The organism is Shewanella sp. HL-SH2 (genome assembly GCF_051164935.1).
Lineage (GTDB): Bacteria > Pseudomonadota > Gammaproteobacteria > Enterobacterales > Shewanellaceae > Shewanella > Shewanella glacialimarina.
In genome coordinates this window covers 465,127-479,466 of record NZ_CP195035.1, presented here as the reverse complement: position 1 = coordinate 479,466, position 14,340 = coordinate 465,127, and the positions used below count along the sequence as shown (strand labels likewise).

The following is a 14,340-nucleotide window of genomic DNA, read 5'->3' as shown; positions in this document are numbered from 1 at the left end:
AAGGAGTTAGGCTGTAGGGTTAGTGAATCAATAAATTTGTGCTACTTCAGGTGAGAAAAACTAATTCATTGGCTAAAAAATAATAGCGCATTTTCTCGCATCCATAAGTGACGGATTAGGTATACAATATGAGCTATTGTATTGGCTAACTAAATAGATTGTGACTTATGGATATTTTTTCTGCTGCGGTGATGTTGTTTTTAATTATGGATCCTTTAGGTAATCTGCCTATTTTTGCATCGATTTTACGCCATATTGATCCCAAGAAACGTCGCCGGGTATTAATTCGTGAATTGCTTATTGCGTTAGTGATCATGTTGCTGTTTTTGTATGCCGGTGAAGCCATTCTTAACTTCTTAAATCTGCGTTCAGAGTCGGTCAGCATTGCGGGTGGGATAATTTTATTTCTGATTGCGATAAAAATGATTTTTCCTCAGCCTGGCGGTGTTGTCGGCTTAGCTGCAGGGGAAGAGCCCTTTATTGTGCCTATGGCTATTCCGCTTATGGCCGGACCGTCTATTTTGGCAGCATTGATATTATTGGCTCATACAGATAGTAGTAGAATGACTGATTGGACTATCGCCCTTGTTTCAGCTTGGGGATTAAGCGCATTTATTCTGATGTTTTATAAAGTGTTCACCCGTGTGTTGGGCGAAAAAGGCTTAACGGCTGTAGAGCGTTTAATGGGGATGGTGCTGGTGATGATTTCAGTGCAAATGTTCTTAGATGGTATTTCAAGCTACATGAACACACTGGCGCAATAACCTATCGTTTTTAGTCACTTTCTTATTTAATCTTTTTCGTTTTAGATTTTCTACGGCAGCCGAAATTGGCTGCCGTTTTTGTTCTTTCTGCCAATATTTAAATCGTTAACAATGCGGTATACCAAAGGTTACAGCAAAATCGGTGATGTTTTACACGCTCAAACTTATTTGAACATTAATTCGTAAAAATGAGGGGCTTTTTGTTTGTACGCTAGCGGTAACAACTGTTAATCTTACGTGAATACTCTAGGGGTAAACCGAATGGAATTCACTAAAATTGCATTATTGCTAAGCATCGCATTGATGTTTGGTTGCCAAGCTAATGAAGCAAATCAACAAGCAGAGAATATTACCTCAGCAGAAGTAAGCCAACCAACAACTGTGGGATGTGGTGCCATGCCACCTATTCGAGATAAATCAAAAATTGCCGATAATTTACGTAAACAAGGTTTGATAACCACGTCCATGAACCAACAAGAAATTGACCAAGTTGTTGCAGATTACATCAGCAAACGCCAAAAGCCGTTTGCTAAATGCCCCAAACCGCTGACACACAAGCCTAGCGATAACTAAGGAAAGATATCGATGAACAATACTACAAAATTACCGTTAGCCGCAGCGTTAGGCTTATTGCTGACGATAGGTGCTTCAGGCTCTATTGCTGCGCCAATAAAAGGCTCTCCAGCAGATGGCGGCGTGATTAATAAAGAACAAGTACTTTACTGGTTAATCAAGCGCGGCGAAGTAGCAGAAGATGCCACTGAAGAAGCTAAAAACTCAGCTGTTGATGCATTTATTGCCCGTGGATTAAAGTCTTCATTTACGCCGTCTAAATTTGAGCTTAAGACTGAAGCTTCAATAAAAGCAAGCAAAGTTAAGCAAGCTAGAATGGAGATGCAGTCAGCAGTTATGTTGGCGGATGAGGATATCACTAAAACCGTTAAGGTATTAGGCGTGCTGGTGGACTTCCCAGACCTTCGCCATAATGATAATCGTCTAGCGAGTGCTGATACAGATATGTTCTATAGCAGCTATCCAGTATCACATTATCAAAACCTCCTTTTTTCAACTTCAGGCTTTACTGGCCCAGATGCTAATCCGGCAACGTTACAATCAGCATACCAATATTTTAAAGCGGCATCAGGTCAGTCATTTACCTTCAGTGGCAATGTGATTAATTGGGTTACCGCAGACAACAATGCCGCATACTATGGCGGTAATGATGCTGATAACGATGATAATGATAGCGCCGTGCCTGAACTGGTAAAAGAAGCGGTCGTTAAAGCGATTACCGGTATGTCGGATGCAGAGTTAGCGACTTATGATATTGAAGACCCATATGATTTGGACGGTGACGGTAATACCGAGGAAGCTGATGGAATAATCGATCACATCATGCTATTTCACTCTAGCGTGGGTGAGGAAGCGGGTGGTGGTGTGCTAGGTACCGACGCTATTTGGTCGCATCGTTTCTTTGTTAATACCGATACCGAGGGATACAAAATCCCTGGCCGGAACATGAAGATTTACGGTTATACGGTACAACCTATTGATGCCGCTGCCGGCGTGTGTACGCACGAGTTTGGCCATGATTTAGGGCTACCAGATGAATATGATACCAGTAATATAGGCGATGGTTCACCTGTGGGGTCTTGGTCTTTAATGTCTGGTGGTAGCTGGACCGGCAATATTGCAGGGAGTGAACCTACAGGTTTTAGCCCTTATGCTCGCTCATATTTACAACAAAAATATAAGGGTAAATGGGTTAAAGAGCAGGAAGTGGCTTTATCAAGTATCGATGAATCAGGCTTAAGTGTTAATTTAGCCCATGCGGTAGATGCCAATAATGTAAACCAAATTTCAATACCTTTACCTATTAGCCCCGTTGAGTTTACCGCGCCTTATGCGGGAGAGTACCAATATTACTCTGGCCAAGGTGATGATATTAATCAACAAATGTCGTTTAATCTCACCCTGCCTAGTGCAACACCTTTATCGTTAGCTTTCCAAGCGCATTGGAGTATAGAAGACGATTATGATTATATGCAGCTTAAAGTGAACGGTGTTGCTATTGCGGGTAATTACACTAAAGCCAGTAACCCACTTTACGGCTCGGTTAAGCATTATATTAGTGGTAAGTCGAGTGATATAGGCGCAGCTACTGGTGCAAACTCATGGATAAAGTTGAGCTATGATCTGGCAGATTTTGCCGGAAAAAATGTGACTATTTCGATGCATTATGTAACCGATACCGCAGAAGGTGACTATGGTTTTGTTGTTGATGAACTAGAGCTTACTAACAATATCAGCGTGATATATAACGATGATGCTGAAACAGCTTCTAAAATGATATTGAATGGCTTCAGTCGAGTAGATGATACACGTCCAGGCAAGGCCAGCCGCTACATCGTTCAACTAAGAAGTCATCAAGGCATTGATAAAGGTTTAGTCAGCCATGGCTATATTCCGGGAGTATTAGTGTGGTTAGAAAACTTTAATCAGGCTGATAACAATGTTTCAAATCATCCAGGTGAAGGATTAATTGGTGTAATCGATGCCGATCAAAACTTGATTGGGCAGAGTGCGACAGATACACAAATCCGTGATGCCGCGTTTAGCCAATTTGTTCAGTCAAGCTATCCAGGTGACAATCATTTATCTGCCAATAGCATGTTTGATGACAGTAACGATTACAGTGCCCCCCTTAAGCCTCAGGCGGGGATCCAGTTAACCGAACTTGGCTTAACAATGGAAGTGACGGCGCAATCAGCCAATAGCACTTCAGCTACGGTAGAATTTAAGCGTTCAAGCACGATTGTATTACCTCCCAGCCCATTGAGCGGTGATATTGTTACTAGCTTAAATGGTGCTACTGTAAGTTTTAATGCCGACATAAATGGAGGTGATGGTAATTACCAATACACTTGGACTTTTGGTGATAATCTTGGTTCCAGCAGTGTCGTTGCACCTAGCTATACTTATGCCTTATCGGGTGATTATGTTGTGAAGTTAACGGTTACAGATGGTGAAGGGAATAAGCTTGAGGTTGCTAAAACCGTTAGAGTCGTGATTTTACCTATCGCAGCTTTCAGTGCTTCAGCGACAAACTTGGTGCTTAGCATAACCAATAATTCTAGTAATGGTTTTGGTGGTTTGACTTATGTGTGGCAGTTTGGTGATGGTAATAACAGCACTGCAACTAGCCCAATCCATACCTATGCTCAAGCAGGAACCTACACGATTACGTTAGTGGCGACAGATACACTTGGTAATACTCAAACGGTGACTAAGGCAATAACAGTCTCGTCACCAGTGGTGATCACACCACCAGTGGTTACTCCTCCGGCCGATTCTGGTGGCGGTGGTAGCTTAGGATGGCTAAGTTTATTTGCGTTGGCTCTCTGTGGAGTGCGCCGCAGAATTTAATCTGAGTCGTAACCCTAATCGCATGACAAAAAATACCGCCTAATCTAGGCGGTATTTTTTTATATTTTCCGCTGCCGCAGGTAAAAATATTTCACTTACAATAAGCTCAGATGTGCCAATATGGAAGTATCGACGACGGCCCCAAAGCGTGTCGTCAACAGGTTGAGATAAGCTGGTGGCAAGTTGCGCTAAACGGCCACAGGTTTCAAACGCTGCAACTTCAATTTTTCCCGGTATGATCTCGTTATGGGTAAATAACAGTTCGCCTAATGGTCTGTTGCCCAGGTGAATAAAGTCGTACAAGGTATTATCTAATAATGCTTGTGGAATTAAGGTGCGGGCGAAAACCCAAGGAATATCGTCTAGACTGAGTAATACTTCACGCACCCAAACGGGTTCTGACTGGCTTGGAAGCTCATTTGGCAAAGGAGACAATAAGTGTTCACCTAAAACCGTAACGGAGAAGTTGTTACAATGTTTTTTTAATTTTTCGGTTAAACTGCCTGTGGCTAATAACCAGTTTTTAAGCGGTGTGTGGGGAAGTGAGGCGACTTTTTCAGGTGAATACCATAAAATTGATTCACCATAAGGAAAGCTATTACTGGTCACATTCATCAAAAACTCGTTACAATATACCTAGACCCGAGCAGTTTACCATGCTCAACAAGATGAAATACACAAAAGCGGCTATCTGCTTATTAATCACTCAAGGAGAGCATCACACTATGCAAAAATTTGTTTCAGCATGCATGCTACTGCTGTTAGTTGCATTTAACGTCCAAAGTGCTGATGAAATCAGTGAAGAATATGCTTACTATGGCTTTGAGCCTGAAATCGTCACCAATTATATTTCTAACCGTAAGAAACTCGGTTTTGTTCGTATTAATGTTGAGCTAATGGTGAAAAATCCGGCTGATCTGGTAAGCATTGAGCGCCATGATCCATTATTGCGTGCCGCCATTGTAGAAATATTAGGTAATCAGGCGGAAGATAAAGTTAAATCATTATCAGGCCGTGATGAAATTCGCCGAGAATGCTATGAGATGGTCAATCGTCTATTAGAGCAAGAAACCGGCCGCTCGCTGGTGGTTAACTTATTGTTTACGAAATATCTGTACGATTAATGGCAGTAAAATCATCTATGCAGGGCAAAACGTGCCCTGCTAAATCTTCGACTAGCAAATCCGGTGATAGTAAGTCTCTTCACCCCCGTAATCTGCATAATCAGGGCTATGACTTTACCTCGTTGGTTGCTGTATTACCCAAATTGTCCCAGTTTGTCCGCCCCAATCCCTATGGTAATATCTCAATCGATTTTGCCAATCCCGAAGCAGTAAAAACCTTAAATACCGCACTGCTAAAGCTACATTATCATATAGATAAATGGGATATTCCTGCTGGTTTCCTGTGTCCCCCTATTCCTGGGCGGGTAGATTATTTGCATTATATTGCTGATTTATTGGCGCTAAAGGGCAAAGTGCCAAAAGGGGCAAAAATACACGCTCTTGATATTGGTACCGGAGCAAATGGCATTTATCCTTTGCTTGGTATTCAATGTTATGGCTGGCAATTTACCGCATCAGATATCGATGCAAAATCATTAAGTAATGTCGCAGCAATTTGCAGCCATAACCCTGCGTTAACCTCAAAGCTTAAATTGGTACAACAAACGGATGCTAAGGCGATATTTAAAGGGGTGATTAACGCAAGTGATCGCATTGATATCACTTTATGTAATCCACCATTCCATCAATCTTTAGATGATGCCATGGCGGGAAGCCAACGTAAGCTGTCGAATTTAGCCGCAAATCGCGCTAAAAAGCATTCAGTTGTTAATGCTCAAGCGGACAAGTTAGCATTAAATTTTGGTGGCCAAAAAGCCGAGTTATGGTGTGAAGGTGGCGAGATCCAGTTTTTGCGCAACATGATTACCGAAAGCTGCCAGTTTAAACATCAAGTGTTATGGTTCAGTTCTCTCGTGTCTAAGTCTGATAACCTTAAACCATGTTATAAACTGCTTGAAGAATGCGGCGCAGAGACAATCAATACCATTGATATGCGTCAAGGTAATAAACAAACCCGTATTCTAGTGTGGAGTTATTTAAGCCCATCATTAAGAGAGCAATGGGCTAAGTTTCGTTTATAATAGTTCTATTCGAAAGCATAATTGATCAGCAAGTTTATATGTTCTAACGCCTGTGCAGGTTCAACGTTGGGCTAATTTATTACTGTTGATTGCTATGGCTACTTCATATCAAACTCAATATTCTCTACCCCATGGTAAACCAAAAAGTGACGGCCTTTGGCGCGGGCGATAAGGGTTATTCCTAGTTGCTGCGCCAGCTCTAATCCCATCTGTGTGACACCGCTACGAGATAACAAAATGGGAATGCCCATTTTGGCCACTTTGATGATCATCTCTGAGGTTAACCTGCCTGTGGTGTAGAAAATTTTATCATCACCGTTTTGCTGATCCATCCACATGTCCCCAGCCAATGTATCAACGGCATTATGGCGGCCAACATCTTCTACAAACGCAAGAATTTTATCATCTTGGCAAATACCGCAGCCATGTACCGCACCAGCATTTTTGTAAGTTTCGTTATAGGCGTTGATGTTGTTCAATAAGCTGTAAATGATCGACTGCTTTAGTAATGGTGCAGATAAATGAATTTCATCTAAACCTTGTAAAAAACTGCCATAAACCGTGCCTTGCCCGCAGCCCGATGTCACCGTTTTTTCAGATAATTTAACCGCTAAGTCATCGATGTTTTCCGTAGTGATCACCGCAGCAGAACTGACGTCCCAATCGACAATAACAGATTCTAATAAACTGATATTGCTAATAAAACCTTGGTTTTTTAAATAGCCCAAGGTTAATGATTCAGGCTTAGCGCCTAGCGTCATTAGCGTCACTATGGGTTGCCAATTCAAGTAGACCGTAAGCGGTCGCTCACAAGCAACAAATTTATCTAATGCTTCACCCCGTTCGTTATATGCCACAACGGGCAAGGTGAGGGGGACTTCAGTTTGGGTTTTGATAAATTTGATAGCTGATTTACGGGCAGATAAGTGCTCAGTCGATTGGGTCATAAGCAAGGTTTACCTTATAGGTTATTGGCTTAAATCATCTATCAAATACCGCAACCATAAATATATTGTTAGCAGCAATAATAAAAATCTATTGTTTAAGAATATCAATTTTTCTCATTTCGGCATGCAGATGTTTAGCGTTGCGTGATCCAGCGCATGTTTTGCTCAATCGAGCTATCAAAGCGTGTACTTATGTCCTACTTTTTAAATGCAGCTAGGACAATTTGTCTACCTGTTAGTGGACTTTTGAGACCCACTTCAAATTTATCCCTATAAAACATATTGGCATTGTTATTGCTGTATACAGGGTAACTATAGGGTATTTATCGCGCGCGACTGGCATTAATTAAGTGTTAAGCAACACAAAGGTGAAGCACCGTATGCAACATACCGAAAGCGTTTGGCCAATGTATGTCTCGTTAAAAAAAGTGACTAAGCAAGTCGGTCGCTGGACAACTACATGCTGGCAAATGGACCAAATGGTGCCTGCTACTCAGCCCGCCCCTAAAGGCGCGATATTAATCTTACTTGAGTTGCATCGTGATCAGCGTGGCAGTTATCGAATAAATCTTGATATGGACAATGCCATGATCTACATCGTTTGTGATGAACTTTCTGATGGAACTTGGGTACCGGCAATGATTTCTGCTGACCAAAATGTCGGCGCAGCGTGTTTAGAGTCCGATACGCCAGTATTTAACGTGTTGATGCCTAAAGCCATCGCATGTTGGATTGAAGCCTTTATTACCCGCCATGGTGAAGTTGAAATTAGTGCCCATCGTCGCAAGCATGTTAATCGTCGCAACAACGACGGCCCAAGTGCAAATCGCCCAGGAAAAATGCAATGAGTGATTTGTTAAGCCGTTGGAATCAGCGCCGCGAACAAGTTGCCAAAGAGGCTGAACAGCCAGATATTGCTCAAAATGTCGAAACAACGTTGGAGGCAGAAGAAGACTTAAATCAAGCAGACTCAAATCTTAATGTAGAAGACGCTAATGCACTTTCAGTGCAAGAGTTACCCGATCCTGATTCGATTGAAGTGGGTGGTAGTTTTGCTAGTTTTATGGCCAAAAATGTTGATCCAGCAACTAAAGCCGCCGCATTAAAAGCACTTTGGAAGCAGCCACAATATGGTCACATTGACGGTTTGCTGGAATACGCACTTGATTATACCAATCAACCCAAATTATCGGCTGAAGTGTCAGCAGAGCTTGCAAAGAAAATATTTAAACACGTTATTGAAAAAGAAGAGTCACCCGAGGATGAACTGCTTGAAACAGCTCAGTCTGATGAGCTGAATGATTCAAGTGACCAAAAAACAGATAGGGTTAGTTCAGAAACTCAAGATACAAGCAGTACCGATTTGGAAAATGTCGATGCTAACCAAGCATTAGTTTTAATGGAAGTGCAGTCTGATGAACAGCAATTCCATTCTTTTACTGGTGATGCGGTAAAAGTTAGCTAATTGGGGGTCGCTAATAATTAACGATTAGCAATCAATATCGCCAGATATTGCTAGTGAGAAAATAGCTCACTTAATAATAAAAATTAGGAACGCAATGAGTATGAGACAATCCCAGTTCGAGCTTAAGCAAGCTCGGCAACAAGTGATGGCGAATACCCAAATTCTGCAGAATTTGATCCCGCCTACGGTAAGTTACTCCACCCAAGGCCATGTTTTGTTCATCGGCCCTGAAGATTTAGCTCGTCTTGCTGCAGACACACTTCCCATGATGGCCAGTAGAGTCATTTTGGCTAATGAATCGATTACTAGTCAAGATGAAAACTACCTTGAAAAGGTTATTAATGCCGCCGAAGGTGTTGAGAGCTTTTACAATAAACTCAAAAGTATTAAAGGTTTTTTAGGGCAGTTTCAAGTCAGTGTAGAAGCCGATGCCGGTGGTGTTGCAGAGTTAAGTGCTGTGGCGATTCGTCAGGCACATTTTGACATTATTGTAGATTTAAGTTCAGCGCCCTGTATTAACCTTGAATTACTTCCCACAGGTTACTTTTATGTCGGTGCAGACGCCCAAAAATTAGCTGAGGCCATTGAACAAATTCCAGATTTAGTTGGTGAGTTTGATAAGCCCCGTTACGTTAAGGTGAATGCCGATATTTGCGCGCACAATCGTAATGGGATTAATGGTTGTAACCGCTGTTTAAACTTTTGTCCTGCCGATGCTATAAGCAGTATTGAACAAAAAATCGAAATCGATCCCTACCTTTGTCATGGTGCGGGCAGTTGTACAAATTTATGCCCAACAGGGGCCATAAGCTATGACTTACCCACACCTAAATCGCTACATACCTACCTTGAAAAGTTAATCAGCCGTTATCGGGCTGAAGTTCAAGTCGCGCCGGTGATTTTATTCCATGACAATATTGCGGGTAGCGACCTGATCACCGATACCTTATCGGGAGATGTACTGCCCATCGCAATGGAAGAAATTTCCGTAGCCAGTATTGACCACTGGCTCGCCGCTTTGGCTCATGGGGCACGTGAAGTATTGATTTTACATACCGATGCTACAGCGCCGACATTAACTCAAATGATGCAGGGCGAACTTAGTTTAGCCAACCGTATATTAGATGAGATGGGCCAACCACAGCGCTTACGCCTTATTTCTGCAACTGACCTTACTGAGCTTGAGCAATCGTTGGCCACTAGTATGACCTGGCCGATTATTGTGCCTATGGTCCTAGCGGTCAATGCTGATAGTCACAATGCCAAACGGGATATTTTGTACCAAGCCATTGATCATCTCAACAGCCAAGCGGGTGCGATTCAAACTCAACTAACCTTAGCTAATGTGCCCTATGGTCAAGTAAAGGTGAATGTTGATAAGTGCACTTTATGTATGTCGTGTGTGTCTATCTGCCCAACACAGGCATTAAAAGATGGCGGTAACACACCGGCATTACGTTTTGTCGAGCAAGATTGTGTCCAGTGCGGACTATGTGAAAGTGCCTGTCCTGAAAGCGTGATTAGTTTAGCGCCACAAGTTAACTTTGATAGAGACAGCCGCCAAGGGCTGACAACATTAAAAGAAGAAGCCCCTTTTGAATGTATTACCTGTGGTAGCGCTTTTGCTACTCAATCAATGGTACGCAAAATGGTTGAAATGGTCGGTGCGCACAGTGCATTTAGTGCCAATATTGAACGTTTAAAAATGTGTGGCGACTGCCGCGTAAAAGACATGTTTGAAGACATTCTTCAAGATCCAGAAAAGCAATTGCGATAAGAGATCTGCTATGACCCAAATAGAAAGAGAAATCAGCGAAAACGATCAATTAAGAGCCGATATTTATCAGCTATTAGCCGCATTGTTGCGTCGTCATCCTAATGCAGAGTTATTACAGTTTTTAGCTGATTTAGACGTAGATGCCGAAGAAGGTAATGCAATGAATCAAGCATGGATCGCCTTAAAAACGGTAGCAAAAAGTAGTGATGTAGAAACACTAGAAAATGAATATTTTAGTATTTTCTTGGGCGTAGGTAGCGGTGAAATTATCCCCTATGGCAGTTGGTTTATGACTGGCTCATTAATGGATAAGCCATTGGCATTATTGCGTACCGATTTGATGCAAATGGGTTTTGAGCGCGAAGAAAATGTCAAAGAGCCGGAAGATCATGTAGCCGCATTGTGCGAAGTGATGGGGGTATTGATTTTAGAAGCGCCAGGCTATCGCCAATTGGCATTTTATCAACGTCATATTGGTTCATGGATTAATCGCTTCTGTGAAGCATTAGCAAGAACGCCTAGCGCAAAGTTCTACATACCTGTAGCGCAATTAGCCAAAGCGTTTTTTGAAGCTGAAGTAAACGAATTTGACCAACTGAGTTTAGATATACCGGTGAACTGCCCAGGTAGTAAAGAGCTTGAGCCGGTTACTGATGAAGTCGTGCAAGTAAACTAATGACTTGATGGCACTCGCCATGATGTAAGTCATTTATGCTCTAAGTAATTAGGGTGATTTAAACAAGGAGAAACTATGAAGAAGCAAGCTTCCGACATGGGACGCCGTCAAATGCTAAAAGCCTTAGCGTTAGGTAGCGTAGCAGGCGCGGTTGCCAGTGTGAGTGCGCCAGCATTAGCGGCCTCACCCAAAGCAACAGACGAGCCATCAAGCAACAACTACAGAGAAACAGAGCATATTCGTAACTACTATGCCTCGTTAAGTAAATAACTAATAGGAGAGGGTGAAATGCGATTAACCCGTAAATCTGACTCGGTCGCAAAAGCTGAAAAGCCAGGCCTAGGTCTTAACAGACGTCAGTTTCTCAAGTCGGCCAGTTTGGCGACTGGTGGAATTGCAGCAGCGTCGATGTTAGGTGCCGGCATGATGCGTAAAGCTGAAGCCAAAGATGTACCACATAACGCGCCAACTGAGGTCGTACGTACCATTTGTTCTCACTGTTCAGTGGGTTGTGGTGTCTATGCCGAAGTTCAAAATGGGGTGTGGACTGGTCAAGAACCAGCATTTGATCATCCATTTAATCAAGGTGGTCACTGTGCTAAAGGTGCTGCATTACGTGAGCACGGACACGGTGAGAAACGACTTAAATATCCAATGAAGCTGGAAGGTGGAAAATGGAAGCGGTTATCTTGGGAGCAAGCCATTGAAGAAGTTGGCCAGAAAGCACTCGATATACGTGCTGAATCAGGTCCAGATTCTATTTACTTCATGGGTAGCGCGAAATTTTCGAACGAGCAAGCTTATTTATACCGCAAATTCGCGGCAATGTGGGGCACTAACAACGTCGATCACTCTGCTCGTATTTGTCACTCTACCACGGTAGCCGGTGTTGCAAACACTTGGGGCTACGGTGCGCAAACAAACTCGTTTAACGATATCCGTAACTCAAAATGCATGATGTTTATCGGCTCAAACCCATGTGAAGCGCATCCAGTTGCGATGCAGCACATATTAATTGGTAAAGAGCGCGGTGCAAAAATCATTGTTGTTGATCCACGCTTTACCCGCACTGCGGCTAAATCTGATGAATTTGTTCATATTCGTCCAGGTACTGACATTCCATTTATATATGGTTTGCTATGGCACATCTTCGAAAACGGTTGGCAAGATGAAAGCTTCATCTCTCAACGTGTATACGGTATGGAACGTATCAAAGAAGAAGTGAAAAAGTACCCGCCTGAAGAAGTTGAGCATGTTGTTGGTGTGCCCAAAGCACAAATGTACCGGGTGGCTAAAATGATGGCTGAAACCAAGCCTGGTACTATTGTTTGGTGTATGGGTGGTACTCAGCATCATATTGGTAATGCTAACACTCGCGCATATTGTATTCTTCAATTAGCCCTAGGTAATATGGGTGTTGAAGGCGGCGGAACTAACATTTTCCGCGGTCACGATAATGTACAGGGTGCGACTGATTTTGGTTTGTTATTTGATAACTTACCGGGATATTACGGCTTAACCTCTGGCGCATGGGATCACTGGGCAGGTGTATGGGATCTTGAGCCAACTTGGATCAAAGACCGTTTTGACCAAGGTGAGTACTTAGGTCAATCGCCACAAACATCAGCAGGTATTCCTTGTTCGCGTTGGCACGATGGTGTGTTAGAAGATAAAACCAAAATTGCCCAAAAAGACAATATACGTCTGGCATTTTTCTGGGGACAGTCTGTTAATACAGAAACTCGCGGCCGTGAAGTGCGTGAAGCATTAAACAAGATGGATACCGTGGTTGTTGTCGATCCATTCCCAACAATGGCCGGTGTCATGCACCAACGTCAAGATGGGGTATATCTATTACCCGCGTCTACTCAGTTTGAAACCTACGGTTCAGTATCTGCTTCAAACCGTTCATTACAGTGGCGAGACAAAGTGATTGAGCCATTATTTGAGTCATTACCTGATCACGTGATCATGTATAAATTGGCCAAAAAATGGGGCGTTGCTGAGCAGTTCTGTAAGCACATTGAAGTGAAAAATGATGAGCCTGTTATTGAAGACGTGACTCGCGAATTTAACAAAGGTATGTGGACCATTGGTTATACTGGCCAAAGCCCAGAGCGTTTGAAAATGCACCAGAAAAACTGGGGTACATTTGATGTTGATACACTAGAAGCACCTGGTGGTCCTGCGCGCGGTGAAACCTACGGCCTGCCTTGGCCTTGCTGGGGAACACCTGAACAGAAACATCCAGGTACGCAAATTTTGTACCGCACAGGACGTGAAGTGAAAGACGGTGGTGGTAACTTCCGTGCCCGTTATGGTGTTGAACATGAAGGCAATAATATTCTTGCTGAAGGTTCATTCTCTAAAGGTGCTGAAATTGAAGACGGTTACCCAGAGTTTACTGCCGACATGCTTAAACAGCTTGGTTGGTGGGATGACTTAACCGCAGAAGAGAAAAAGCTTGCTGAAGGAAAAAACTGGAAAACAGATCTTTCTGGTGGTATCCAACGTGTAGCAATCAAACATGGTTGTATCCCTTATGGTAATGCGAAAGCTCGTTGTATTGTGTGGAATTTTCCAGACGATATTCCGTTACATCGTGAACCCTTATATACCCCTCGTCGTGATTTAGTGGCTAAGTACCCCACCTATGATGATCGTATGGTTGCACGCCTGCCAACCCTTTATAAAACAATTCAAGACAAAGACTTTGCTAAAGACTATCCATTAGCTCTGACCTCTGGTCGTTTGGTTGAATATGAGGGTGGCGGTGAAGAAACCCGTTCAAACCCATGGCTTGCTGAATTACAGCAAGAAATGTTCATCGAAATCAGCCCTGCTGATGCAGCCGATCGCGGTATTCGTGATGGTGATGATGTGTTTGTTCACGGACCAGAAGGCGCGAAAATCACCGTTAAAGCAATGGTGACCCCTCGTGTGATTGAAGGCGAATGTTTCATGCCTTATCACTTTGCTGGTGTGTTTGAAGGCGAAAGCCTAGAGAAAAACTATCCAGAAGGCACAGTGCCTTACGTGATAGGTGAATCAGCAAACACTATTTTAACTTATGGCTATGACGTTGTGACTCAGATGCAAGAAACTAAGTCCAGTTTATGTCAGATAAGCAAAGCCTAAC

General features: G+C 42.9%; 13 protein-coding genes. 11 read left to right on the top strand and 2 right to left on the bottom strand.

Going from position 1 to position 14,340, the window contains the following annotated elements; genetic code table 11:
• Positions 1-167: 167 nt before the first annotated feature.
• The 3 genes from ACRWP9_RS01965 to ACRWP9_RS01955 all read left to right on the top strand — a co-directional run bounded on the left by ACRWP9_RS01965 (position 168) and on the right by ACRWP9_RS01955 (position 4,190).
• Positions 168-764, top strand: a complete 597-nt coding sequence (locus tag ACRWP9_RS01965; protein WP_226412348.1) for a YhgN family NAAT transporter — start codon at positions 168-170, stop codon at positions 762-764.
• Between the two features lie 261 nt (positions 765-1,025).
• A complete protein-coding gene (locus ACRWP9_RS01960; protein WP_434927630.1) occupies positions 1,026-1,337 on the top strand; it encodes a hypothetical protein in 312 nt (103 codons plus the stop codon).
• A gap of 12 nt (positions 1,338-1,349) precedes the next feature.
• Positions 1,350-4,190, top strand: coding sequence for an immune inhibitor A domain-containing protein (locus tag ACRWP9_RS01955; protein ID WP_434927629.1), 2,841 nt, complete (start codon positions 1,350-1,352; stop codon positions 4,188-4,190).
• A gap of 39 nt (positions 4,191-4,229) precedes the next feature.
• Here the strand turns inward: ACRWP9_RS01955 and ACRWP9_RS01950 are convergent, their stop codons facing one another.
• Positions 4,230-4,805, bottom strand: coding sequence for a chorismate--pyruvate lyase family protein (locus ACRWP9_RS01950; protein ID WP_434927628.1), 576 nt, complete (start codon positions 4,803-4,805; stop codon positions 4,230-4,232).
• A 110-nt stretch (positions 4,806-4,915) separates the two neighbouring features.
• Here ACRWP9_RS01950 and ACRWP9_RS01945 point away from each other — a divergent pair, with 110 nt between their 5' ends.
• Positions 4,916-5,314 (top strand): flagellar basal body-associated protein FliL, encoded by a 399-nt coding sequence (locus ACRWP9_RS01945; RefSeq protein WP_434927627.1) that lies wholly within the window; start codon positions 4,916-4,918, stop codon positions 5,312-5,314.
• Positions 5,314-6,336, top strand: a complete 1,023-nt coding sequence (gene rlmF / locus ACRWP9_RS01940; RefSeq protein WP_434927626.1) for a 23S rRNA (adenine(1618)-N(6))-methyltransferase RlmF — start codon at positions 5,314-5,316, stop codon at positions 6,334-6,336. Before ACRWP9_RS01945 ends, rlmF begins: the two co-directional genes overlap by 1 nt.
• Positions 6,337-6,434: 98 nt before the next feature.
• Here rlmF and ACRWP9_RS01935 read toward each other — a convergent pair whose 3' ends face one another.
• Entirely contained in the window at positions 6,435-7,283 is an 849-nt protein-coding gene (locus ACRWP9_RS01935; RefSeq protein ID WP_434927625.1) for a formate dehydrogenase accessory sulfurtransferase FdhD, read from the bottom strand.
• A gap of 380 nt (positions 7,284-7,663) precedes the next feature.
• Between ACRWP9_RS01935 and ACRWP9_RS01930 the strand changes: the two genes are divergently transcribed.
• The 6 genes from ACRWP9_RS01930 (at position 7,664) to ACRWP9_RS01905 (ending at position 14,339) form a co-directional block, all read left to right on the top strand.
• Positions 7,664-8,131, top strand: coding sequence for a DUF3305 domain-containing protein (locus ACRWP9_RS01930; protein WP_434927624.1), 468 nt, complete (start codon positions 7,664-7,666; stop codon positions 8,129-8,131).
• Positions 8,128-8,748: a DUF3306 domain-containing protein gene (locus tag ACRWP9_RS01925; protein ID WP_434927623.1), complete on the top strand. Its 621-nt coding sequence runs from the start codon at positions 8,128-8,130 to the stop codon at positions 8,746-8,748. Before ACRWP9_RS01930 ends, ACRWP9_RS01925 begins: the two co-directional genes overlap by 4 nt.
• A 94-nt stretch (positions 8,749-8,842) precedes the next feature.
• Positions 8,843-10,525: a 4Fe-4S binding protein gene (locus tag ACRWP9_RS01920; protein ID WP_434927622.1), complete on the top strand. Its 1,683-nt coding sequence runs from the start codon at positions 8,843-8,845 to the stop codon at positions 10,523-10,525.
• 10 nt (positions 10,526-10,535) lie between these two features.
• Positions 10,536-11,201 carry a TorD/DmsD family molecular chaperone gene (locus tag ACRWP9_RS01915; protein ID WP_434927621.1) on the top strand — a complete coding sequence of 222 codons (666 nt, stop codon included), beginning with the start codon at positions 10,536-10,538 and terminating at the stop codon, positions 11,199-11,201.
• Positions 11,202-11,276: 75 nt separating this feature from the next.
• Positions 11,277-11,471, top strand: a complete 195-nt coding sequence (locus ACRWP9_RS01910; RefSeq protein ID WP_434927620.1) for a formate dehydrogenase — start codon at positions 11,277-11,279, stop codon at positions 11,469-11,471.
• A gap of 18 nt (positions 11,472-11,489) precedes the next feature.
• Positions 11,490-14,339, top strand: coding sequence for a formate dehydrogenase subunit alpha (locus ACRWP9_RS01905; protein WP_434927619.1), 2,850 nt, complete (start codon positions 11,490-11,492; stop codon positions 14,337-14,339).
• Position 14,340 lies beyond the last annotated feature (1 nt).

What these genes read in the sequence shown, in the direction of transcription:
- ACRWP9_RS01950 (WP_434927628.1), bottom strand. Translation starts at nt 4,805, where the DNA reads ATGAATGTGACCAGTAATAGCTTTCCTTATGGTGAATCAATTTTATGG.
- ACRWP9_RS01920 (WP_434927622.1), top strand. Translation starts at nt 8,843, where the DNA reads ATGAGTATGAGACAATCCCAGTTCGAGCTTAAGCAAGCTCGGCAACAA.
- ACRWP9_RS01925 (WP_434927623.1), top strand. Translation starts at nt 8,128, where the DNA reads ATGAGTGATTTGTTAAGCCGTTGGAATCAGCGCCGCGAACAAGTTGCC.
- ACRWP9_RS01960 (WP_434927630.1), top strand. Translation starts at nt 1,026, where the DNA reads ATGGAATTCACTAAAATTGCATTATTGCTAAGCATCGCATTGATGTTT.
- ACRWP9_RS01935 (WP_434927625.1), bottom strand. Translation starts at nt 7,283, where the DNA reads ATGACCCAATCGACTGAGCACTTATCTGCCCGTAAATCAGCTATCAAA.
- ACRWP9_RS01945 (WP_434927627.1), top strand. Translation starts at nt 4,916, where the DNA reads ATGCAAAAATTTGTTTCAGCATGCATGCTACTGCTGTTAGTTGCATTT.
- ACRWP9_RS01905 (WP_434927619.1), top strand. Translation starts at nt 11,490, where the DNA reads ATGCGATTAACCCGTAAATCTGACTCGGTCGCAAAAGCTGAAAAGCCA.
- ACRWP9_RS01965 (WP_226412348.1), top strand. Translation starts at nt 168, where the DNA reads ATGGATATTTTTTCTGCTGCGGTGATGTTGTTTTTAATTATGGATCCT.
- ACRWP9_RS01915 (WP_434927621.1), top strand. Translation starts at nt 10,536, where the DNA reads ATGACCCAAATAGAAAGAGAAATCAGCGAAAACGATCAATTAAGAGCC.
- ACRWP9_RS01955 (WP_434927629.1), top strand. Translation starts at nt 1,350, where the DNA reads ATGAACAATACTACAAAATTACCGTTAGCCGCAGCGTTAGGCTTATTG.
- ACRWP9_RS01910 (WP_434927620.1), top strand. Translation starts at nt 11,277, where the DNA reads ATGAAGAAGCAAGCTTCCGACATGGGACGCCGTCAAATGCTAAAAGCC.
- rlmF (WP_434927626.1), top strand. Translation starts at nt 5,314, where the DNA reads ATGGCAGTAAAATCATCTATGCAGGGCAAAACGTGCCCTGCTAAATCT.
- ACRWP9_RS01930 (WP_434927624.1), top strand. Translation starts at nt 7,664, where the DNA reads ATGCAACATACCGAAAGCGTTTGGCCAATGTATGTCTCGTTAAAAAAA.